Origin of the sequence: Brevibacterium sp., from assembly GCF_052105255.1 — a bacterium.
In the GTDB taxonomy this organism is placed as follows: domain Bacteria; phylum Actinomycetota; class Actinomycetes; order Actinomycetales; family Brevibacteriaceae; genus Brevibacterium; species Brevibacterium linens_B.
Genome location: NZ_JBQDYQ010000009.1, coordinates 60,043 through 80,177, shown reverse-complemented (window position 1 = coordinate 80,177; position 20,135 = coordinate 60,043). Strand labels below are relative to the sequence as shown.

General features: G+C 63.9%; 21 protein-coding genes and 1 pseudogene. 7 read left to right on the top strand and 15 right to left on the bottom strand.

Annotated elements, in window-relative coordinates:
* Positions 1 to 361: 361 nt before the first annotated feature.
* The 5 genes and pseudogenes from ACTIIH_RS04840 to ACTIIH_RS04820 all read right to left on the bottom strand — a co-directional run.
* Positions 362 to 910, bottom strand: a pseudogene (locus tag ACTIIH_RS04840) (tyrosine-type recombinase/integrase); the annotation flags it as partial.
* Positions 911 to 928: 18 nt separating this feature from the next.
* Positions 929 to 1,420: a phage integrase central domain-containing protein gene (locus ACTIIH_RS04835; protein WP_441091128.1), complete on the bottom strand. Its 492-nt coding sequence runs from the start codon at positions 1,418 to 1,420 to the stop codon at positions 929 to 931.
* On the bottom strand, positions 1,407 to 1,616 hold the full coding sequence (locus tag ACTIIH_RS04830; protein WP_441091129.1) for a DUF3263 domain-containing protein: 210 nt from the start codon (positions 1,614 to 1,616) through the stop codon (positions 1,407 to 1,409). Before ACTIIH_RS04830 ends, ACTIIH_RS04835 begins: the two co-directional genes overlap by 14 nt.
* Positions 1,617 to 2,360: 744 nt before the next feature.
* A complete protein-coding gene (locus ACTIIH_RS04825; RefSeq protein ID WP_025778723.1) occupies positions 2,361 to 2,789 on the bottom strand; it encodes a helix-turn-helix domain-containing protein in 429 nt (142 codons plus the stop codon).
* Positions 2,790 to 2,916: 127 nt separating this feature from the next.
* On the bottom strand, positions 2,917 to 3,405 hold the full coding sequence (locus tag ACTIIH_RS04820; RefSeq protein ID WP_025778721.1) for an FBP domain-containing protein: 489 nt from the start codon (positions 3,403 to 3,405) through the stop codon (positions 2,917 to 2,919).
* A 641-nt stretch (positions 3,406 to 4,046) separates the two neighbouring features.
* Here ACTIIH_RS04820 and ACTIIH_RS04815 point away from each other — a divergent pair.
* Both ACTIIH_RS04815 and ACTIIH_RS04810 read left to right on the top strand, forming a co-directional pair.
* Positions 4,047 to 4,196, top strand: coding sequence for a hypothetical protein (locus tag ACTIIH_RS04815; RefSeq protein WP_441450823.1), 150 nt, complete (start codon positions 4,047 to 4,049; stop codon positions 4,194 to 4,196).
* A 10-nt stretch (positions 4,197 to 4,206) separates the two neighbouring features.
* Complete coding sequence (locus ACTIIH_RS04810) at positions 4,207 to 4,404, top strand: hypothetical protein (RefSeq protein WP_441450832.1); 198 nt, start codon at positions 4,207 to 4,209, stop codon at positions 4,402 to 4,404.
* A gap of 229 nt (positions 4,405 to 4,633) precedes the next feature.
* Here the strand turns inward: ACTIIH_RS04810 and ACTIIH_RS04805 are convergent, their stop codons facing one another.
* The 6 genes from ACTIIH_RS04805 to sdhC form a co-directional block, all read right to left on the bottom strand.
* Positions 4,634 to 4,804 carry a hypothetical protein gene (locus tag ACTIIH_RS04805; RefSeq protein ID WP_155807412.1) on the bottom strand — a complete coding sequence of 57 codons (171 nt, stop codon included), beginning with the start codon at positions 4,802 to 4,804 and terminating at the stop codon, positions 4,634 to 4,636.
* Between the two features lie 413 nt (positions 4,805 to 5,217).
* Positions 5,218 to 6,444, bottom strand: coding sequence for a D-alanyl-D-alanine carboxypeptidase family protein (locus tag ACTIIH_RS04800; protein WP_441450821.1), 1,227 nt, complete (start codon positions 6,442 to 6,444; stop codon positions 5,218 to 5,220).
* A gap of 636 nt (positions 6,445 to 7,080) precedes the next feature.
* Positions 7,081 to 7,869 (bottom strand): succinate dehydrogenase iron-sulfur subunit, encoded by a 789-nt coding sequence (locus tag ACTIIH_RS04795; RefSeq protein ID WP_025778715.1) that lies wholly within the window; start codon positions 7,867 to 7,869, stop codon positions 7,081 to 7,083.
* Positions 7,869 to 9,629: a succinate dehydrogenase flavoprotein subunit gene (gene sdhA / locus ACTIIH_RS04790; protein WP_441450819.1), complete on the bottom strand. Its 1,761-nt coding sequence runs from the start codon at positions 9,627 to 9,629 to the stop codon at positions 7,869 to 7,871. Before sdhA ends, ACTIIH_RS04795 begins: the two co-directional genes overlap by 1 nt.
* 9 nt (positions 9,630 to 9,638) lie before the next feature.
* Positions 9,639 to 10,088 (bottom strand): succinate dehydrogenase hydrophobic membrane anchor subunit, encoded by a 450-nt coding sequence (locus tag ACTIIH_RS04785; RefSeq protein WP_166823226.1) that lies wholly within the window; start codon positions 10,086 to 10,088, stop codon positions 9,639 to 9,641.
* Between the two features lies 1 nt (position 10,089).
* Positions 10,090 to 10,467, bottom strand: a complete 378-nt coding sequence (gene sdhC / locus ACTIIH_RS04780; protein WP_092011973.1) for a succinate dehydrogenase, cytochrome b556 subunit — start codon at positions 10,465 to 10,467, stop codon at positions 10,090 to 10,092.
* Between the two features lie 345 nt (positions 10,468 to 10,812).
* Here sdhC and ACTIIH_RS04775 point away from each other — a divergent pair, with 345 nt between their 5' ends.
* The 5 genes from ACTIIH_RS04775 (at position 10,813) to ACTIIH_RS04755 (ending at position 16,091) form a co-directional block, all read left to right on the top strand.
* Complete coding sequence (locus ACTIIH_RS04775) at positions 10,813 to 11,922, top strand: mannose-1-phosphate guanylyltransferase (RefSeq protein WP_441450817.1); 1,110 nt, start codon at positions 10,813 to 10,815, stop codon at positions 11,920 to 11,922.
* 145 nt (positions 11,923 to 12,067) lie between these two features.
* Complete coding sequence (locus ACTIIH_RS04770; RefSeq protein ID WP_441450815.1) at positions 12,068 to 13,240, top strand: amidohydrolase; 1,173 nt, start codon at positions 12,068 to 12,070, stop codon at positions 13,238 to 13,240.
* A 123-nt stretch (positions 13,241 to 13,363) separates the two neighbouring features.
* Positions 13,364 to 14,515 carry a BMP family ABC transporter substrate-binding protein gene (locus ACTIIH_RS04765; protein ID WP_441450813.1) on the top strand — a complete coding sequence of 384 codons (1,152 nt, stop codon included), beginning with the start codon at positions 13,364 to 13,366 and terminating at the stop codon, positions 14,513 to 14,515.
* Positions 14,516 to 14,550: 35 nt separating this feature from the next.
* Positions 14,551 to 15,654: an adenosine deaminase gene (locus ACTIIH_RS04760; RefSeq protein WP_441450830.1), complete on the top strand. Its 1,104-nt coding sequence runs from the start codon at positions 14,551 to 14,553 to the stop codon at positions 15,652 to 15,654.
* Positions 15,651 to 16,091, top strand: a complete 441-nt coding sequence (locus ACTIIH_RS04755) for a hypothetical protein (RefSeq protein ID WP_441091136.1) — start codon at positions 15,651 to 15,653, stop codon at positions 16,089 to 16,091. Before ACTIIH_RS04760 ends, ACTIIH_RS04755 begins: the two co-directional genes overlap by 4 nt.
* A 277-nt stretch (positions 16,092 to 16,368) precedes the next feature.
* Here ACTIIH_RS04755 and ACTIIH_RS04750 read toward each other — a convergent pair whose 3' ends face one another.
* The 4 genes from ACTIIH_RS04750 to ACTIIH_RS04735 form a co-directional block, all read right to left on the bottom strand.
* Positions 16,369 to 17,640: an FAD-dependent monooxygenase gene (locus ACTIIH_RS04750; protein WP_441450811.1), complete on the bottom strand. Its 1,272-nt coding sequence runs from the start codon at positions 17,638 to 17,640 to the stop codon at positions 16,369 to 16,371.
* A 144-nt stretch (positions 17,641 to 17,784) separates the two neighbouring features.
* Positions 17,785 to 18,495 carry a hypothetical protein gene (locus ACTIIH_RS04745; protein ID WP_441450809.1) on the bottom strand — a complete coding sequence of 237 codons (711 nt, stop codon included), beginning with the start codon at positions 18,493 to 18,495 and terminating at the stop codon, positions 17,785 to 17,787.
* A gap of 191 nt (positions 18,496 to 18,686) precedes the next feature.
* Positions 18,687 to 19,376: a GNAT family N-acetyltransferase gene (locus ACTIIH_RS04740; protein ID WP_441450807.1), complete on the bottom strand. Its 690-nt coding sequence runs from the start codon at positions 19,374 to 19,376 to the stop codon at positions 18,687 to 18,689.
* Between the two features lie 105 nt (positions 19,377 to 19,481).
* A complete protein-coding gene (locus ACTIIH_RS04735) occupies positions 19,482 to 19,976 on the bottom strand; it encodes a MarR family winged helix-turn-helix transcriptional regulator (protein ID WP_441450805.1) in 495 nt (164 codons plus the stop codon).
* Positions 19,977 to 20,135 lie beyond the last annotated feature (159 nt).

The following is a 20,135-nucleotide window of genomic DNA, read 5'->3' as shown; positions in this document are numbered from 1 at the left end:
ACACCGAAGACGACGACTGGGACTTCTAAACCTGCTGGTGACGGGCCTGCTCGCCTTGATTTCTGAGGTGAGTGGGCCCGCACTGTATGCGAAGACTTGGGCTGACTGAGAACGGTCTGCCCAGTCTCTGCCCATATATAAGTTTGAGGGGAGATGAATTGAGATTGGCTAAGAAAGGACATGCGCGCAGTGCTATCACTGGACGCTTTGTGAAGATGTCGACGGCCGCCCGCAATCCGCGGACGACCGTCGTTCATAAGCCCAAGAAGAAGTAAGTACTGATCCGTCTGCAGGATCCCCAACCGGGCGTGAGAACGAAGTGCAATTCGTTCTCACGCCCACTCTATCTATCGTGAAAGCTTCACGCGAGCCGCGCACTGCGAGCTGCGTCAATCCGTTCGGCCGCATCATCCACATCGGTGTCGAACAGATCCGAGTACACGTCCAAGGTCATGGCTGCGGAGGAGTGACCGAGCATGTTCTGCACGACCTTCACCGAAGCGCCAGCGGATACCGCAAACGATGCCGCGGAGTGGCGTAGATCGTGAAACACGAACCCCTCGTCAAACTTGGCCTTCTTCCGCACAGAAAGAAACCATGACTCCTGATTCTTCGGCTCAGCCAAATCGGGGATGAGGAGACCGGCGGGGGCGGCTTTCAGCGTGAGAGCTCGGAACCGATCGTGCATGAACTTCGGATACCCGACTGACCGTTCCCTGCTGTTCTTCGACACTTCGGCGCGAACCCGCACGCGCCGGGCCTCCTGGTCGACGTCCTCCGGTGTCAGGGTCGCGATCTCGCTCCACCGCAATCCCATGTATGCGGCAATGTAAATTACGAACCCGTACCGGCCGCCCTGAGCGCGCAAGTGATGCTCATCCGCAGCTTGCGCCACCTTCTCTACCTGCTCATAGGTGAGGTATACGTTCTACCGGTGAGTCAGCGACGGTAAGTTCTTGAAGCCGCTGGCGGGGTTGCGCGGGATCAGGTGATCGTCGACCGCCGTCTGAAGAACTGCTTGGAGGAGGTAGTGTGCCCTGCGGACGGTCCTGGCAGCTCGCTTCTCCGACAGCTTCGCAACCCACTCTCTAACGTTCGATCGGGATACCCCGTTCACGGGTAGTGCGCCGAACTTCGGGTAGATGTGAACACGCAACTCGGTCTCGTACACCCTTTTCGATGATTCCTTGGCGCTGACAGTTTTCAACCAGTGCGTTCCGAGCTTCTCGACAGTGATCTTTCCCCTCGTCGGGTCCACGTAGGTGCCTTCAAGTTTCGACGCTTCGACGGTGTTGAGGAAGACCTGGGCCTCGCGTTTCGTGCGGAATCCGCGCCGGTCCGTGGGCTTCCGGTCGGGCTTGGTGTACCGAACCCTGTACCGGCGACCCTTCTTCGTGTCGTAGGCTTCAATGCTGGCCATCTCTGAGTCTCCGTAGTCCGTTGATGAGCACCGGTTCCAACCCTGCCGCTTCGGGGTCGTCGAGGAGCCGATTCAAAATCTGGAAGTAGGTGGTGGCGGAGAACCCGAACCGTTTCCGGATCGCATGATCCTTCGCCCCGCCGTATTTCGGGTGTTTGCGTTCAAGGTCGAGCACTTGTCTTCCGAGGTCATCCATGGCGGGCTGCTCCAATCAGCGCGAGCAGACGTCTCTCGTGAGGGTGCAGAACCCTCAGACGGTCCTCCAGCACTTCCGGAGTCACCCACAGCTCGTCGGCCGCTTTGTAAGCGTTGTGCGCCCATTTGAAGACGTCAACGAGGGCGACCGGTCCGAACGTCTCCGCATCCAGGTGTGGACGAACTCGAAGACCGCGAAGATCACCTCCGTCACCAACCGCACACTGAAAGGCTGACCCACGCCCCTCAACGACATCATCCCAGCGAAATACCGCAAACCCGTCTACGGCGCCTACGCACTCATCGGCGTCGCACTCGGCGCAATCGCCACCGCCTACGGCCCCGACAACGTCCCCGAATGACACGCCGTAACCACCAACTTCGTCCTCTACATCGGCGGCGCATTCGGACTCACCGCAGGCGCGAACACCATCGTCACCAAACACGTCGGAGACACCGACACCGCGGAAGAAATCGACCCCGACGACACGGAAGACGAACCACTCGACGACCGACGACGGATACGAAGCGCTCGCCGTAGCCGAGATCGACGCTACCCCGCCGCCGGAGGACTACCAGCCCCGGCACTGATTCCGAACGCGCCCCACCGTCTTGTAGCGGTGGGGCGTTTTCGCGACTTGGGAAGAGTACTGGGAGAAGTACAATTCTCAGATCGATACAACGGTGAAGTTGTTCAGGAAAGATCTAAAGACTAAGAACCAGTAGGTGGCGGGGAAAGTAGCGACTATCCTTCTCTCTTACTTCGAACCACCTCTTGGATAGCCGACACCGACCGACCCAACGCCGCAGCCCGCTCCGCGACCGTGAGATCGGTGCGTTTCACCGCGAACTCAATGTCGTCTCGCGCCCGGGGCCGCCACAGGTTCGCAGCTCTCGCATCTTCGCGCTGTCCAACTTCGACCTCCCACTCGCGCAACCACCTACTCGCCGTTGACGTATTCACCCCGACGGCGGCCGCAATGTCGGCAATGCTCTGCCCGGCCTCTCGGCGCAGTGTAATCTCGTCGTGCAGGCGCGCCTTGTCCTCGGCTAACGCGTGACGCTTGGTTGGAGAGATAGGGCTGATGCCGCGCCGGTACCGGTCATAGCAACGTTTGCACAATCCACGCGCCACCGCATCCCAGCCACACCACACTGCGGCGCACGTTGTCATGCTGGGCTCATTGTTGAGGGCATGGAAATAGGGTAGCGGATGCAACGTAGGCCCCCGCCGTAACCACGGTGGGGGCCTACGTTGTTTGATGGCGGGATCGCCGTGGCTTGACGGGCCCGAGTAGCGACTACTTTTCGCCTAGCACTCTCTTGACGAAGCTGGTGGCACGCTCGTTCAGTTTGTCGACGCGCATTGACACATGGGCTTCGAAGTCATTGTGACTTTCGACTGCACGAGGAGGATTCCTGACGATCTCGGAGCATTCGAAATTGCCGTGTATGAGCGTCCCGAGCGAATTGCCGTTTCTTCCCGAAGGCCCGGCCTTCTTCGCTGTGAACATCCGAACGCCGGTGGTCTCGTGCAGATCCTCACACCAACTACACATCGCTTGAGACTTCGCCATGGGCACTGCCCTGAGCATCAGTCCGCGTGGGACGTCGTCCACGGGGACGACAATATAGGCCCGTTGAGGAATTTTCGCATCAGCCCAACCAAAGTAGTCGAGCTCCGCCCACTCGATCTCAGCGAGATTAGGCGGCAGCGTGATCTTTTCCACTTCGCGGCGAGAGGTGTTGATAAAGGACTTCTTGATCTGAGTGGCATTGAGTTGCTGCATGACTGGCTTTCTCTGATTTCAGTAGTTGCCTGAAGTTGAATAGCCGTGAAGCCGGTGCAGTTTAGCCTTCGGGCAATCTTGCGGGTAGCTCTTTGGAAGTGCAGGCGGGCTTTGTTTGCACCAAGCATGACCGGTGAACGCGAGTGGCTAACTGAGAATGGTTAACGTGGCAATCAGCTACGGCAACAGGGAATGGGTAGAAGCTAGGTCGATTGTGTTTAGGCACAAGTCACCTATCACCCGACCGGCTGTGAATGCGGAGTTCGGGTGATTCTAGGGCAGCAGGACTAGAAGCAGGCCACGAGGGCCACCATCCCTTTCTTCCTGAGATTTCGGGTGGTTCGGCGATAGTTTCCGAGTTTGACTATATCCAAGTCCGCATCACTGGTTCAACATGGTTCTGTTGCGTACTGCTGGCATCGATGCTTTCGGTGGGAAGTCGGTGCTAGCTCAGTTCGCGTGCGCTCGTGTCCGGTTCGGCCTTTGGCTGTGGGTGGAGTACGGCGGATGCATAATAGAACGCATAATCGAGTACGGACTACGGCACAGCGACCTGGCGTTATTGGCAGAAGATCCGCAACGATGCTGGCGCTCGCGGTTCGTTCCAGCGTCGCCCACCCATCCCGGCCCGTGCCCGTATCGTGTTCGAGCGGGACGGTGAAGTGCGGCTCGACGGCACCGCGACGCGGCTCGGTTTCGATGGTGCGATCTACGTTGAGATCAAGGACCGTCGAGTCCAGACGATCGGCGTATGGCTGATGCCGGACGATGTGTGGTGGGAGGGGAAGTGAGTGCCCACGGTTGCCCAGAAATTGCCCACACTTCGCCCAAATCAACCCACATTCAACCCAGGCACACCCCACCCAGCCGCCGCGAGAATTCGACGACCACACGGTTGACCTCGGCGGGAGAACGAACCACGACTTCTTCTCCGGTTCGGGATCGTCCTACGTCATCGGCAAGGCCGAGAACACCGAAGACGACGACTGGGACTTCTGAGTCCTCGCGCCACAGATGCCGAAATGGCCCATCCGAGCACACTCGCTCGGATGGGCCGTTGGCCGTTGTCATAGGGGACTGTAGTCGTATTCGATGCGGCCGTGAATGACAGACGCCCACCCGCTGCTTAAAACCCGGCAGCAAGTGGGCGTCTTCTCAATCAGTGAGGATCGGGCCGACCCGGTTGGGCCGTGCTGATCCCTGCAGATCAGGGTGACCGAGGTTCGTATCAGGCGGCGGCCATCGGCGTGATCTCACGCAGTGAAGTGCCGGTGAACAGCACAACACGGCCGGTCGCATCTTCGATCGTGATCTCACCAGGAGCCTGACGGCTGATCCGGGGATCGATCATTCCTGCGTGTGCGAGTCCGCGCTGGACCCACTGTGGGAACTCAGACATGGTTCCCTCCTTTCTTCAGTTGTGAATAGCAGGCATCGACGCGCGCTATTCTTCAGGTTCTCAATACGGCGATTGGGTAGTCGCCATGGGGATCTGCGATTCGAAGAGACACAGTGTCCGGAACATTCATCTGCAAAGTCGAACCTCGATCGGGGCCTACGACTTCAAAAGCTTGTCGTCAGGAGCAACGCAACGATCGGTTCGATGAATGCGGACAACCTCGAACGCAAGTTCTAAGCGTAACGCGTCTATGCTCAAGTTGTCCAATCGAGGTCAGAACCCTCTGCTCAGGTCAGCCGACCTTGTCGCCGGCCACCTCGCCGAGGCGGCAGAAAACCTCACCGCTGATCCTCTCGCCGAGGCGTCAGCAAACCTCACCGCTGATCCTCTCGCCGAGGCGGCCCTGAATGCCCTTATCGTCGGCCCAGCATTCGTGCCCGGAGTCGCAGCCACAGGATCACCGTGGCGATGAAGAGCACGACCCCACCCGCCAGGAGGACCAGAGCCAGGGGATTGTTCAGCGCCACACCAACAGCCTGGGACGGCATGGAGGGCCCCGAGTCATCGGACTTCTGGGACTCCGTCGCTCCGCTCGAATCCGATTCGGCACCTCCGGCATCACTGGAGTTGCCGGTGGCTGTGGGCGCCGCCTCGGCGGTGGCCTGAACCCCGACGGGAACGGTCTGCAGCGATTTCGGGTCCTTCTGGGCGAAATCCCAGTCGAGCATATCGACGGCTACCTGGCGAGAGTTATTGTCGATGCCGAGCATGGTCGCGACCACACGGTGCCCGTCGCGCTCGGCCACGGCCACGTATGAGCCCTTCGCCGCCCGAGTGAACCCGTTCTTCAGGCCCAGCCCGCCGTTGACCTGGCCGACGATCTTCGTATGGTTCTGGATTTCGTAACCCTTGAACTTCTCTTTCGTTTGCGGGTTCTTCCCGCCCGGGAATTGATAAGTCTCTGTGCCGATGACTTTCATGAGGTAGTCGTCTTCGCACACCGCCCACGCGAGCTTCATGAGGTCCTCAGCGGTCGTGTACTGGCCCTTTGCGTCGAGTCCCGAGGTGTTCTTCGCCTGCGTATTCGACATGCCCAGCTCGGCAGCCTTCTCGTTCATCAGGTCCACGGCGTTGTCCTGCCCGCCGGCTGCACGACCCAGAGCATTCGCCGCATCATTGGCGCTCGACATCAGCATCGCGTGGAAGAGCAGATCGATGGAGTACTTGTTCGTCTGCATGAGACCGACCTTCGTCCCATCGACTTCCATGTCCTCGAACTCGGCGGTCACCTTCTTCTTCTTGTCGTCGAACTCGTCGACGAGCGCCAGAGCCGTAAGCAGTTTGATCGTCGACGCCGGAGCGTGCCGCTTCTCCACATTCTTCGCCACATGCAGCTCCCCGGAGTCGAGGTCGCCGACAAGCCAAGACGTGCCCGTCGGCTTCGGCGGCTTCGCACCGTCACCGGGGTCGTCGGGACTGACATACGCCGGTGCTGTCGACTCCGCCGGCTGCGACACCGCTTGCGCGGGGGTGGGGGAGTCGACGAGCTGGGCGGCGAACACCAGCAGTGCGGCGGCGAAGCCGAGGACGCGCAGGAGCACGGCGCGTGGTGAGGAAGCAGTCGAGCGGGTGAAACGCATGCGCCCCAGTCTACTTTCGCCGTAGGCAGCTCGTCCTCAGGATTCCCTCACCCTCTTCGAGGTGGCCAACACGAGAAGCGAGCGTCCGCCGGCAGCCCAGTCTGAAGCGGATAGCCCACGTTCAAATGTGGTCTATCCACCCTCGACTGGGCTGCGGCGAAAGGTGCATCGTCGAAGCGTCACCCTACCGAGGCGGCACTCACCGAGGCGTCCCCATCGGCAGGTGTGCCCTCCCTTCGGCTCGAGTGAGCTTTTGGTACAGATTCTTTCGGACTGCTCAGGTTCCTCACTGTGCATTTGTGAGAATTGTGTACCGAAATCCGGCTGGAGCGCTGTCGAAGCGGCGAGGCCACTTCCGCAAAAGCACGGTTGAAGTCCAGTGGCACATGTTCAAATCAGTGCTCTCTGACTTCAACCGTGTATGTGAGGAAGTTGTTCCCCTCCACCCACCGAGGCCGCACTCCACCCACCGAGGCCGCACTCCACCCACCGAGGCGACCCCCTACCCCACCGGGGCCGCACCCTCACCGACGCCGTTTCTCGACCGAGGCGCCCCACCCACCGAGGCGGGGCAGACGAAAGCGGCCCCGCACCAAATGGTGCGGGGCCGCTGCGGTCTGACTTGCGCTTACGCGATCAGAACGCGCGCTGCAGGATCGCCTGCTTCACCTCGGCGATGGCCTTGGTGATCTCGATGCCGCGAGGGCAGGCCTCGGTGCAGTTGAAGGTGGTGCGGCAGCGCCACACGCCTTCCTTGTCGTTGAGGACCTCCAGGCGCATGTCTCCGCCTTCGTCACGCGAATCGAAGATGAAACGGTGCGCATTGACGATCGCGGCCGGACCGAAGTACTGGCCGTCGGTCCAGAACACGGGGCATGAGGAGGTGCAGGCTGCGCAGAGGATGCACTTCGTGGTGTCGTCGAAGGCCTCACGCTGTTCGGCCGACTGCAGACGCTCACGCGTGGGCTCGTGTCCCGAGGTGACGAGGAACGGCATGACCTCGCGGTACGACTGGAAGAAGGGCTCCATGTCGACGATCATGTCTTTCTCGAGCGGAAGGCCCTTGATCGCCTCGACGGTGATCGGCTTGGACGTGTCGAGATCCTTGAGCAGCGTCTTGCAGGCCAGGCGGTTGCGGCCGTTGATGCGCATCGCATCGGAACCGCAGACGCCGTGGGCGCAGGACCGGCGGAAGGACAGCGAACCGTCGATCTCCCACTTGATCTTGTGGAGAGCATCCAGCACGCGGTCGGTGCCGTACATCGTGACGTTGTATTCCTCCCAGTGCGGCTCGGAATCGACCTCGGGGTCGAAACGAGCGATCCGGAAGGTGCAGTCGAAGGACGGAATGGTTCCGCCTTCGCCCGACACGTGGGTCGGCAGGTCGATCTTCGACGCTGGCTCTGGGGTGGTATCGGTGCTCATCAGTACTTACGCTCCATCGGCTGGTAACGGGTGACGATGACGGGCTTCGTCTCCAGACGCATGCCCTTGATGCCGTCGGTCTCCGCTTCGGGATCGAGGTAGGTCATCGTATGGTGCATGAACTTCTCGTCGTCACGATCCGGGAAGTCCTCGCGGAAGTGTCCTCCACGCGATTCCTTCCGGTGGATGGCGGCGACAGAGATGACCTCGGCGAGCTCGAGCAGGAAGCCGAGCTCGACGGCTTCGAGCAGATCGAGGTTGTAGCGCTTGCCGCGGTCCTGGATGCCCACGTTGTTGTAGCGCTCGCGCAGCTTGGCGATCTCGTCGAGAGCCTCACGCAGCGTCTCATCGGTGCGGAACACCTGGACGTTGGCGTCCATGATGTCCTGCAGGTCCTTGCGGATCGCCGCGATGCGCTCGGTGCCGTCCGAGGTGCGCATCTTCTCGAGCATCTCGACGACGTCGGTCGCCGGGCTCTCGGGCAGCTCGACGAACTCGGCGGTCTGCGCGTATTCCGCAGCGGCGATGCCGGCACGCTTGCCGAAGACATTGATGTCGAGCAGCGAGTTCGTGCCCAGACGGTTCGAACCGTGCACGGACACGCAGGCGCACTCACCGGCGGCGTAGAGGCCGGGGATGACGGTGTCGTTGTCGGCGAGCACTTCGGCTTCGACGTTCGTCGGGATGCCGCCCATCGCGTAGTGCGCGGTCGGGAAGACCGGCACCGGTTCCGTGTAGGGCTCCACACCGAGGTAGGTGCGAGCGAACTCGGTGATGTCGGGCAGCTTTTCGTCGATATGGGAGGGCTCGAGGTGGGTGAGGTCGAGCAGGACGTAGTCCTTGTTCGGTCCGCAGCCGCGGCCCTCGCGCACCTCGTTGGCCATCGAACGGGCCACGATGTCACGCGGAGCGAGGTCCTTGATCGTCGGGGCGTAGCGCTCCATGAAGCGCTCACCCTCGGAGTTGCGGAGGATGCCGCCCTCACCACGTGCCGCCTCGGAGAGCAGGATGCCCAGGCCGGCGAGACCTGTGGGGTGGAACTGGAAGAACTCCATGTCCTCCAGCGGGATCCCTCGGTTGTAGGTCACGGCCATGCCGTCACCGGTCAGGGTGTGCGCGTTCGAGGTGGTCTTGAAGACCTTGCCGACACCGCCGGTGGCGAAGACGACCGACTTGGCCTGGAAGACGTGGATCTCGCCGGTGGCCAGTTCGTAGGACACGACTCCGGCCGGGCGCTTGACCCCGTCGACCTCGGTCATGAGGAGGTCGAGGACGTAGAACTCGTTGTAGAACTCCACGCCGTGCTTGACGCACTGTTGGTACAGGGTCTGGAGGATCATGTGACCGGTGCGGTCTGCGGCGTAGCAGGAGCGGCGCACGGCGGACTTGCCGTGGTCGCGGGTGTGTCCGCCGAAGCGACGCTGGTCGATCTTGCCTTCGGGGGTGCGGTTGAACGGCAGCCCCATCTTCTCGAGGTCGAGGACGGCGTCGATGGCTTCCTTGGCCATCACCTCTGCGGCGTCCTGGTCGACCAGGTAGTCACCGCCCTTGACGGTGTCGAAGGTGTGCCATTCCCAGTTGTCCTCTTCCACGTTCGCCAGTGCGGCGCACATTCCGCCCTGGGCGGCACCGGTGTGCGAACGGGTGGGGTAGAGCTTCGTGAGAACGGCGGTGCGGGCGCGCTGGCCCGACTCGATCGCCGCACGCATGCCGGCGCCGCCGGCGCCGACGATGACGACGTCGTAATGATGTACCTGCATGTTTCTCCTTTAGGCCTTGCAGAACTCAGCCAGGACCGAGGGGTCCGCTCCGGCCGGGCAGGGATCGAACGTGAAGATGACGAGCGTGCCGAGCACGATGACGATGACCGAGGCGATGTAGAGGATCACCTGCAGGGACATGCGTGTGCCGGGCTTCTCGGAGTAGTCCATGATGATGGTGCGCAGACCGTTGGTGCCGTGCAACATCGCCAGCCACAGCATGAGCAGATCCCAGATCTGCCAGAACGGGCTGGCCCATTTGCCTGCGACGAATCCGAAGTCGATGGCCTGGACGCCGTCGCCGACCCACAGGTTCACGAACAGGTGGCCGAAGATGAGGATGACGAGCACGACGCCGGAGATGCGCATGAACAGCCATGCGAACATCTCGAACTTCGAGCGCGTCGACTTGTGCCGGGAGTAGCCGGTCCGCGGAGCCGGAATGGATGTTGTGCTCATGTCAGCCTCCGAAGGTGTGCATCAGCTGGCGGGGAATGAAGGCGATCATGATGATGAGCCAGACGATCATGACTCCCCAGAACAGCTTCTTCTGATTTTTCGGGCCACTCTTCGAGAAATCGACGAGAATGACGCGCAGACCGTTGAACGCATGGAACGCGATGGCGGCGACGAGCGCGATCTCACCGAATGCCATGACCGGTGTCTTGTAGGTTCCGATCACTGCGTTGTAGGCCTCGGGCGAGACGCGGACGAGTGCAGTATCGAGCACGTGGACCAGAAGGAAGAAGAAGATTCCGACGCCTGTGACGCGATGCGCGACCCAGGACCACATTCCTTCGTTTCCTCGGTACAGAGTGCCCGTAGACGCTTTGGCCACGGAGCATCCTCCATCTTGATAATTCGGGTGTGTACGTTTAGAAACTACGCCGAAGACCGCTCCCGTGCCAGTCGAGACACGGCTGAGCGTCCCGGATCACACCGCAACCCTGGCAATTCCCTCAAAACTGGGATTCACCGTCTCACGGAATTTCATTTACATCACAGTCGTGTGCTCTAAATTGTCTCGTTCCCGTTCAGACCTGGACGGCCCGGGAACACGGGCACACCATCGCCGAGGCGGTCCTGAGGTGGGGAGTTCCCCACCGGAGCCTTGAGGATCGGCTCATCCGACACGGCGGGCAACCTCGGGGAAGGTGTGCCCGAACTCTGAGACACTGAGATCGTGAACACGCACTTCCACGCCATCATCCCCGCCGGCGGATCCGGAACGCGCCTGTGGCCGCTGTCGCGTCGGGCGACGCCGAAGTTCCTCCACGATGTCCTCGGCCTCGGACGCAGCCTCATCCAGGCCACCTGGGACCGGGTCGCGCCCATCGTCGGCGACGACAGAGTCTGGGTGGTCACCGGCGAGAGCCACTTCGATCAGGTCGCCGAGCAGCTGCCGCATATCGCCCGCGGCCAGATCATCGCCGAGCCCTCCCCGAAGGATTCCGCTGCCGCCATCGGTCTGGCCGCCATGCTCATCGCCCGCGAGGATCCCGAGGCCATCGTCGGATCGTTCTCCGCCGATCATTCGATTACGAACGTCGACGAATTCCGTCTCGTCATCGATCAGGCCGTCGCCGCCGCGCAGACCGGAGACATCGTCACGGTCGGCATCATGCCCCGCAACCCCGCCACGGCCTACGGCTATATCGAGACCGGTGACCTGCTCGGGCTCGACGGGGCGCCCACGGCCCGGCGGGCGCTGGCGTTCGCGGAGAAGCCGGAGGCGAGCACGGCTCGTCAGTATGTGAACTCCGGTCGCTACCGCTGGAACGCGGGCATGTTCATCGCCAAAGCGTCCTCCCTTCTCGACATCCTCGCCGAGGAGGACCCGCCCCTCTATTCGGGGCTGGCCCGGATCGCCGAGGCCTGGGACACCTCAGACCATGACGAGGTCCTCAGCGCCGTGTGGCCCGGACTGGAGAAGCGAGCCATCGACTATGTGGTGGCCGAGCCCGCAGCCGCAGCCGGTCGCGTCATCGTCATCCCCGGTGACTTCGGTTGGGACGACGTCGGCGACTTCGATTCGGTGGCCAGGCTGCGCCAGCCGGTTCCCGGGGAGCCGCGGGGAGTGATCTCGATCGGCGGCAACACCGACCTGCTCGAGGTCGATGCCTCGGGAGTCGTGTTCTCCGAAGGACCGCGGACCGTGGCGATCGTCGGGCTCGACGACCTCGTCGTCGTCGACACCGACGACGTCCTGCTCATCACCTCCCGCTCGCACGCCCAGGACGTGAAGAAGGCCGTGTCCCTCGCCGATGAGCGCGGACTCGACGAACTGCTCTGATCCACAGTCGGCGCTCCCGGGGGAGTGGAGCGCGAAGTATGTCGAAATTGGTCGCAATGGGCACATTTATGACATCGAGTGCCTAGCATGGCTTGAAATGTTCGACATCGCCCATCCCCGACCTCCCCGCACTGAAGGACCCGACGTGATCAGCTCGACAATCGCTGAGATCGGTGCTGAACTCATCGATTTCCGCCGCGACATCCATGCCCATCCGGAACTGTCCTTCCAGGAGTTCGAGACCACCGACAAGATCGTCGCCCGTCTCGAGGCCGCCGGTCTCACACCCCAGCGCCTCGAGAGCACCGGAGTCGTCTGCGACATCGGCGACGGACCGGTGGCCGTGGGGCTGCGCGCCGATATCGACGCCCTGCCCGTTGATGACCTCATCGATGAGGAATTCCGGTCCACCGTGCCCGGCGTCGCCCACGCCTGCGGCCACGACGTCCACCTGACCTCCCTCATCGGTGCCGGCATCGCCCTCCAGAAGATCCACGAGACACGGCCCGGCGGACTCGGCGGACGCGTGCGACTGATCTTCCAGCCCGGTGAGGAAGTCACCCCGGGTGGTGCGCTGCGCGTGATCTCCCAGGGTGTCCTCGACGATGTGCCCGAAGTCTATGCCGTCCACTGTGACCCGAACGTCGACATCGGCAAGGTCGGTTCGCGCATCGGCGCCATCACCGCCGCCGGCGACACGGTCATCATCCGCCTCTCCGGTCACGGCGGGCACACCTCGCGTCCGCACCTGACCGAGGACCTCGTCTACGCGCTCGGCAAGCTCGCCACCGACCTGCCCTCGACCCTGGGTCGGCTGATCGACCCGCGCCACGCGATCTCTCTGGTGTGGGGCGAGATCAGCGCCGGCCATGCCGCGAACGTCGTCCCCAGCGAGGGCATCCTCCGCGGTACCCTGCGCTGCCTCGACGTCGACGGCTGGAACCAGGTCGCCGAGGTGCTGCCCGAGCTCGTCGACCGCATCGCCGGACCCTACGGAGTCGAGGTCGACCTCGAACATCGCCGAGGCGTCCCACCGGTGGTCAACACCGAAGACCAGGTCACCCTCATCGAATCCGCCGTCCGCGGGGAACTCGGTGAGAACTCGGTGCAGCTGACCCCGCAGTCCATGGGAGGGGAGGACTTCGCGTGGTACCTCACCCACTGCCCGGGAGCGCTCATCCGTCTGGGCACCCGCACGCCCGGCGGCATCACCTACGACATCCACCAGGGTGATCTGCTCATCGACGAACGTGCCGTGGAGATCGCCGCCCGCGTATTCACGGCCACCGCGCTCAAGGTCCTCGACCGCGAGCGCTGACCCGGCGGCTGATTGCTCGCACGCGGTCGGCCGCTGCTGCCTTCTGACCTGCCATGTGATCTGCCACGGACGATGTCTGATTACGCCGTGTCAGGGCGGGCCGATAATCTTGGACTCATGAGGATGAGAGCCCGAACCACGCAGATCGCCGCGCTCGCCGTCCTCACGCTCAGCGCCTGCTCCGTCAATGCCCCCGACGCCCTCGAAGAGGAACGGCTGGGCTGCCTCGTCTCGGCCCCGGCCGGCTTCGACGATCACTCCGCGGGTGCACTCACCCTCGAGGAGACGGAACTGGCCCGCGGGGCCGGAGTCTTCTCGGGCACCTCGAGTCAACGCGTCTCGGGAGGGTCGGCCACCTCGGCGGCATTGGATCGGATGCACAGGCACGACTGTGCACTGACCACGGTCATCGGCCCCGGCGGAGCGGACGAACTCGCGGACTTCGCCGCGGCTCACCCCGACGACCTGTTCCTCGGGGTCTCGCCCGGCACCGACGACCTGCCGAAGAACGTGCTGAGCATGGATTTCGATCTCGTCCCACCGGCGTTCATCGCCGGCTTCACCGCGGCCACTGCCTCGGAGACGGGAAAAGTCGGCATCGTCGTCTCGCACGGATTCCCGCAGGCCGACCGCATCCTGGCCGCCTTCGACGCCGGGGTCGACCTGTACAACAAGGAGAAGGACGAGGACCTGCCGAAAGCGGAGTCCTACCATCCCTCCTCGGACCGGGCCGCCTCGGCGAACGGTTCGCCGCGGGCGATCGACGACACCCGCGACGCCGGGAAGGACTACTTCGAACGATCCTTCGACGCCGATGTCGACGTGCTCGTCCCGTTCGGATCGGCGGCCGCGATGGGAGTGGTCACCTCAGCGGATGAGAAGCGGACCGACCTGACCGCGGATACGGGGGCCCCGGAGAGCGGGGAGGATGGGCCGAGCGCGCCGAAGGTCATCTGGTACGGCACCGCGGGCGGGTTCTCGAAGGCGATCGTGGCCACCGTCGAGCCGAACGTGCGCCGCGGACTGCGGACGATGTTCCCCGATTGGCCGCAGAGCAGGAACCCCGACGAGGTGGCCCCCGCACCGAAGACGGAACCGGAGGAGATCAGCGGCTTCGAAGTCAGCGAGCGACGGTACAAGGGCACGATCGACAACGGCGGGGTGCGGATCGTCGCCGAGGACGGATTCCTCTCCCGCGTCTCCGACGCCGGACGGGGGATCACGGACCTGCGGGAGCGAATCAAGAGCGGGGAGATCGACCTGGAGAAGGGATGAGGGGCGCACGCCGCATCGGATAAGCTGAGACGGTGATGAATGTACCCGCCGGCGTCGCATCGGACGACCCCATCCTGCAGCTGCCCAAAGTCTCCCTCCATGATCACCTCGACGGCGGTCTGCGCCCGTCGACGATGATCGAGCTGGCCGACTCGATCGGCCACACCCTGCCCGCCACCGATGCCGAGTCGCTGCGCCGGTGGTTCTCGGAGTCCGCGAACTCCGGTGACCTGGTCCGCTACCTTGAGACGTTCTCGCACACCGTGGCGGTCATGCAGAGCGAGGACAACCTGCGCCGAGTGGCCAAGGAATGGGTCCTCGACCAGGTGGCCGACGGCGTCTTCTACGCCGAAGCCCGGTGGGCTCCCGAACAGCACCTCGAGGGCGGTCTCGAACTCGACGCCGTCGTCGAAGCCGTCCAGGACGGTCTGGAAGCCGGCGTCTCCGAGGCGGCGGCCGATGGCAAGTACATCCGCGTCGGCCAGCTCATCACGGCCATGCGGCAGGCCGAAAACTCCCTGGCGATCGCCGAACTGGCCATCCGCCATCGCGAGAAGGGCGCGGATTCCGGTGTCGTCGGATTCGACATCGCCGGACCCGAGAACGGCTTCCCGCCGTCTGCGCACCTCTCCGCCTTCAACGCCCTGCATCAGGCGTATGTGCCGGTGACGATCCATGCCGGTGAGGCCGCCGGCAAGGAATCCATCCACGAGGCGGTCACCATCTGCCACGCCCAGCGTCTGGGCCATGGTGCGCGCATCGTCGAGGACATGGACATCGTCGACGGTCAGGGCCAGCTCGGCAGCCTCGCCGCCTGGGTCCTCGACCAGCAGATCCCGCTCGAACTGTGCCCGAGCTCCAACCTGCAGACCGACATCGGCGGCACCATCGCCGGACACCCGATCACAGGATTAAAAGACCTCGGCTTCGCCGTCACCATCAACCCGGACAACCGGCTCATGTCCGGCACCTCCGTCTCACGAGAGATGCGACTGCTCGTCGACGAGGCCGGCTGGAACCAGACCGACCTCGAATGGGCGACGGTCAACGCCGTGACCGCGGCCTTCCTGCCGCTGGACGTGCGTGAGCGCATGCTCGATGAGATCCTCATCCCCGGATTCGCCCGGGTGACCATTTGAGCTCACGCAATGGCCGGACCGCAGGCTCCGGCGCCTCACCGGAGCCCGAGGGGCACGGGATTCCTACCCCGCGGGCGATGCTGCTGCCCGTCACCGTCCTCAGCATCCAAGCACTGGCCCTGATCGGTGCCGCGGTGTCGTTCGTCATCACGGCGATCACCGCCGGACCGCTGGCGGCCTCGCTCATCGGTCTGGCCGTCATGTTCCTCATCTTCGCAGCCGGTGTCGGCGCCGCGGCCCGAGGCGCCTGGCGCCTGCACCGGTGGGCGCGTCCGGCGGCGATCGCCTTCGAACTGCTCGTCATCGTCTTCGCCTTCAGCGTCATCGGCGGTTCCCTGCTGCTGGGACTCGCATGCCTCGTCACCGCGATCGCCGTGATCATGGGCTTCTTCCTGCCCCCGGTCGTCGACGCCTACAACCGCGCCCTGACCGACTGATTCGGTGCAAGCAGGTATTCGTCCGAACACAGGTCGCTAGCGGATACTTTCGAGCGCGAAAAGTATCCGATAGCGACCTGAGTTCCGCGCTGAGTATCTGTTGGCGACCCAAGTCTTTTCGAGTTCGAGCAGCTGGGGCGGCCAGACGCTGCTGGGAGAATGCGTTACCTGTGCGCAGATTGCCACCGCGTCTGACGGGCAATCTGCGCACACTTAACTCGTCTCAGCGGGGCTGACCGCAGCAACGGACCCGAGGATCAGTCCGAACCAGGCAGCATCACACCTGCGGCGGCGACCATTTCTGGACGCTCGCAGCCTGAGCGGCGACGAGTCGCGAGGGAACCGCTGAGAAGACGGCATTACGTAGCCCCGCCAGCAAGGGCGATTCGAGTTGGAAAATCTGCCCCATGAGCCGGGACTTCTGAGCGATCGACTGCGTGCGCGGGCGGCGCAGGGAGTCATAGCGGCCCAGTGCCGCAGCGAGTTCTGGCGGTACTGAGACGCTCGGACCCAAATTGTGGTCCTGGTCCTCACCGGTGCGAGTGCCCGCACCCCTGGCGGCTTGCTCTTCGGTTTGTCCGAGCCGGCTCCTCCCAGATCCCGGAGACTCCCCGAGCAGCGGGGTGAGCAGGACGGCCAGCGTCGCCGCATCTTCGAGAGCCTGGCCTCCGCCTTGTCCGAGGTTCGGTGTCATCGCATGCGCGGCATCCCCGAGGAGGACGACGCGGCCACGATGGAAGCTGGCCAGCCGGCTCGAGAGGTCGGAGATCGCGGTGCGGCGGACCGCCTCGGCGTCGGTGGCGGCGATGAGCTCGGCGATGGGGGAGTGCCAGCCGATGAACATCTGCAGCGCTGTGGCCTTCTCGTCGGCGAAGACCGCGTTCTCGGGCATGTTCGCCACCGCGAACCAGTAGACACGGCCGTCGGCCAACGGGGCGATGCCGAAGCGGCGCCCGCGCCCGACCGATTCCCCGGCCTCGCCGGACAGCGCCACCGGCACCGAGGTGATGCCCCGCCATACGGAATACCCGGAGTACCGCGGTGCCACCGGTCCACCGGCGACACCGGTGCGGACCCGGCTGTGCAGACCGTCGGCGCCGATCACGAGGTCGAAACGTGCAGGTGCATCGAGGTGAGAGGAATTGGGTGTGAAAGTCAGCGTCCCATCGGATGCTGCCGAGGTCACCTCGGTGCCAGTGCGCACAGTCCCAGGAGCCAAAGCATCGAGGAGGATTCGGTGGAGGTCGGCACGGTCGACGATGCGCAGCGCACCGACGGCCTCGTCGGGCACCTGCACGATCCAGCGTCCATCGGCGCGGCGCTGACCTGCAGCGAAGCCTTCGACACTGGAGTCGGTCACGGCGTCGAAGGCTTCGCGCAGGCCGAGCGTCTCCAGCGCGGCGAGACCGTTGGCGAAGATCGACAGCCCCGAACCGCCGGCTCGCACCTCGGAGGCACGTTCGAACACGGTGACATCGGCGCCGGCTCTCTGCAGTCCCACGGCAGCCGAGAGCCCGCCGATTCCAGCTCCGATGACAGCGATTCTCATAGAGTCATCGTCGCATGCAGAACGACGGGTGGCGACGCCGCCGGCTGATCATTGGTACGCGTCAAGTGTGCGCAGAATGCCCAAAACCGGCCTCAGAGTGGCAATCTGCCACCACTTGACTCGTACCGAGGCGGAGCCCAGTGATTACTGGAGGTATTCGCCGCAGGCTTCGGTGAGGAAGTCGCCGGCGACTCCGCCCTCTTCGCCGAGGCTGATGGCGGTCTTCTGGATGCCCCACCACACGCGAGGCGAGCCGCCCCACTGCTGGCGGAACTCTTCGCGACGGCCAGGATCTCCGGCGAGGTCATCGGCGGCCAGCCCGATGCGGTCCTGAGCGTCATCGGCGGTGCAGCGCTCCTCGTCGTCCGGCCCCTTCGGGTCGAGCTCTGGGATGTCCTCGTCGTCGACGGTTGTCAGCGTGTACGCCGAGTTGCCGATCTCCTCGACGTCGAAGGTGCCGTGGATGAGCAGGAACGGGGACGCCCCGTCATCGACGTTGTCCGCATCGACGGTGACACTGACGCTGTCGGGGCTGTCGGCAGTCACGGTCGTCTCGCCGGAATCGGGAACCTCGGGGTTGCCGGTGTGCACGTACACCTTGAGGTAGGCCTCGGTCTTCTTCTCGGCCGCCTCGGCGAGGCCCTGCCACAGCGGGTCGGTGTCCTTCGCCCCACCCGGCGAGGAATCGACGATGGACACCTCCGACGCATCGTCCGGCGTCTCGATCGGGGTGACCTCTTCTTTGCTCACCGAGGGGCGCGGCTGGGGCCGGGTCTCATCGGGTGTCGCCACGCAGGCCGTCGTCGTGGCCAGCAGCGCAGCGGCGGACAGCAGGGCAAGGGGGCGAAGTCGCATGGTTCCTCGAGGTGTCGTCAGCGTCCAAGTGATATTGCCTCCAGCCTAATGTGCGCGACCGCCCGCGCCCGGGTGGACGCGCGGCGAGGCGGCGAAAGCGGCGCGGGCGCGAGGCCTCTGCGCCGAGATGCGGCGCACTGGCCCCGGCGTCACAGGCCGGGCGCCCAACCGCGGCGCCCGACCCTGCCGCCTCAGCCGCGGCGTGCTGCGGCGATGAGTTCGCGCAGGCTCTGCCGCTGGCCACCTTCGGCATCGAAGTTCGCTTCGTCGAGCCACTGCTCATACGCCGATCGCAGCGCCGGCCATTCGCTGTCGATGATCGAGAACCATGCGGTGTCGCGGTTGCGGCCCTTGTACACGAGGTGCTGCCGGAACACCCCTTCGAAGGTGAACCCGAAGCGTTCGGCGGCCATCTTCGACGGAGCGTTCGCGTCATCGCATTTCCACTCGAATCGACGATAACCGGAGGCGAAGGCGAGATCGGCGCAGAGGAAGAGCGCCTCGGTGGCCGACCGCGTACGGGCCAGCCCCGGACCCCAGAGGATGTGCCCGATCTCCATGACGCCGTTGGCGGCGTCGATGCGCATGAGCGCCTGCCGGCCCTCGGCCCGACCGGTGGATCGGTCCACGACGGCGAAGAAGAGGGGATCGGACGAGGTGGCCGCCTCGGCGATCCAGGAATCGAAATCGCTGCGTTCGGTCTGCGGTGTCTGCGGCAGGTAGCGGAATCGCTCCTCGATCCCGTCGGGTGCCGAGACCGCTGAGAAGAGTGCATCGCCGTGGACGGTCGGATCGATGGGTTCGAGGTCGATATATCGACCGTGGATGGGCTCTCGCCGAGGCGGCTGTGCGCCCGGGAAATTCGTGAGGTCGTCGTGCATGGCTGGGTCCTCGTCGTCGGGGTTCGGGTGGGTTATATGCGTCCGTGCCTGTGGGTGGCCAGGTGCGACCGTGCTCGGGGTGGGCAGGGGTGATCAGGATCCGGCTCAGTCCTCGCCGCCGTCGAAGCCGGTGGACAACTCGCGCAGAAGTCCGGCGAGTTTGCGGCTGCCGGCGGGGGTGAGTCCGCTGAGGATCTCCCGCTCCTTGACCAGCAGATCGGCCAGGGCGGAATCGACGGTGGCACGGCCGCTCTCGGTGAGGTGGACGAGCACTCCGCGCCGATCGCCGGGATCGGGGCGGCGTTCGACCCAACCGCGGGCGACGAGCCGGTCGATGCGATTGGTCATGGTGCCGCTCGTGACGAGTGTCTCCTGCAACAGTGTCGAGGGGGAGAGTTGATAGGGCTCACCGGCTCGACGGAGGGCGGAGAGCACGTCGAATGCCCAGCCCTCGATTCCGTAGTCGGAGAAGCTCGACTTCCGTGCCAGGTCCAACTGTCTGGCCAGACGCGAGACGCGGGAGAGGATCTCCATCGGGGAGACGTCGAGATCCGGACGCTCACGTCGCCAGGCTGCGACTATTCGATCCACTTCGTCCATGAATCGATTTTACGTCCATATCAAGAATCTTGAGAGCAAAGATACTTTTTGACGAGAGATTCCTTACGCTCAGGGTCCGTTTAACCTGCAGGTTTGGATGGACGGGTGCGTTTGGGAATATGGTTGTCCTTGGTTGTTGCATCCGTCAACGAACCTGCA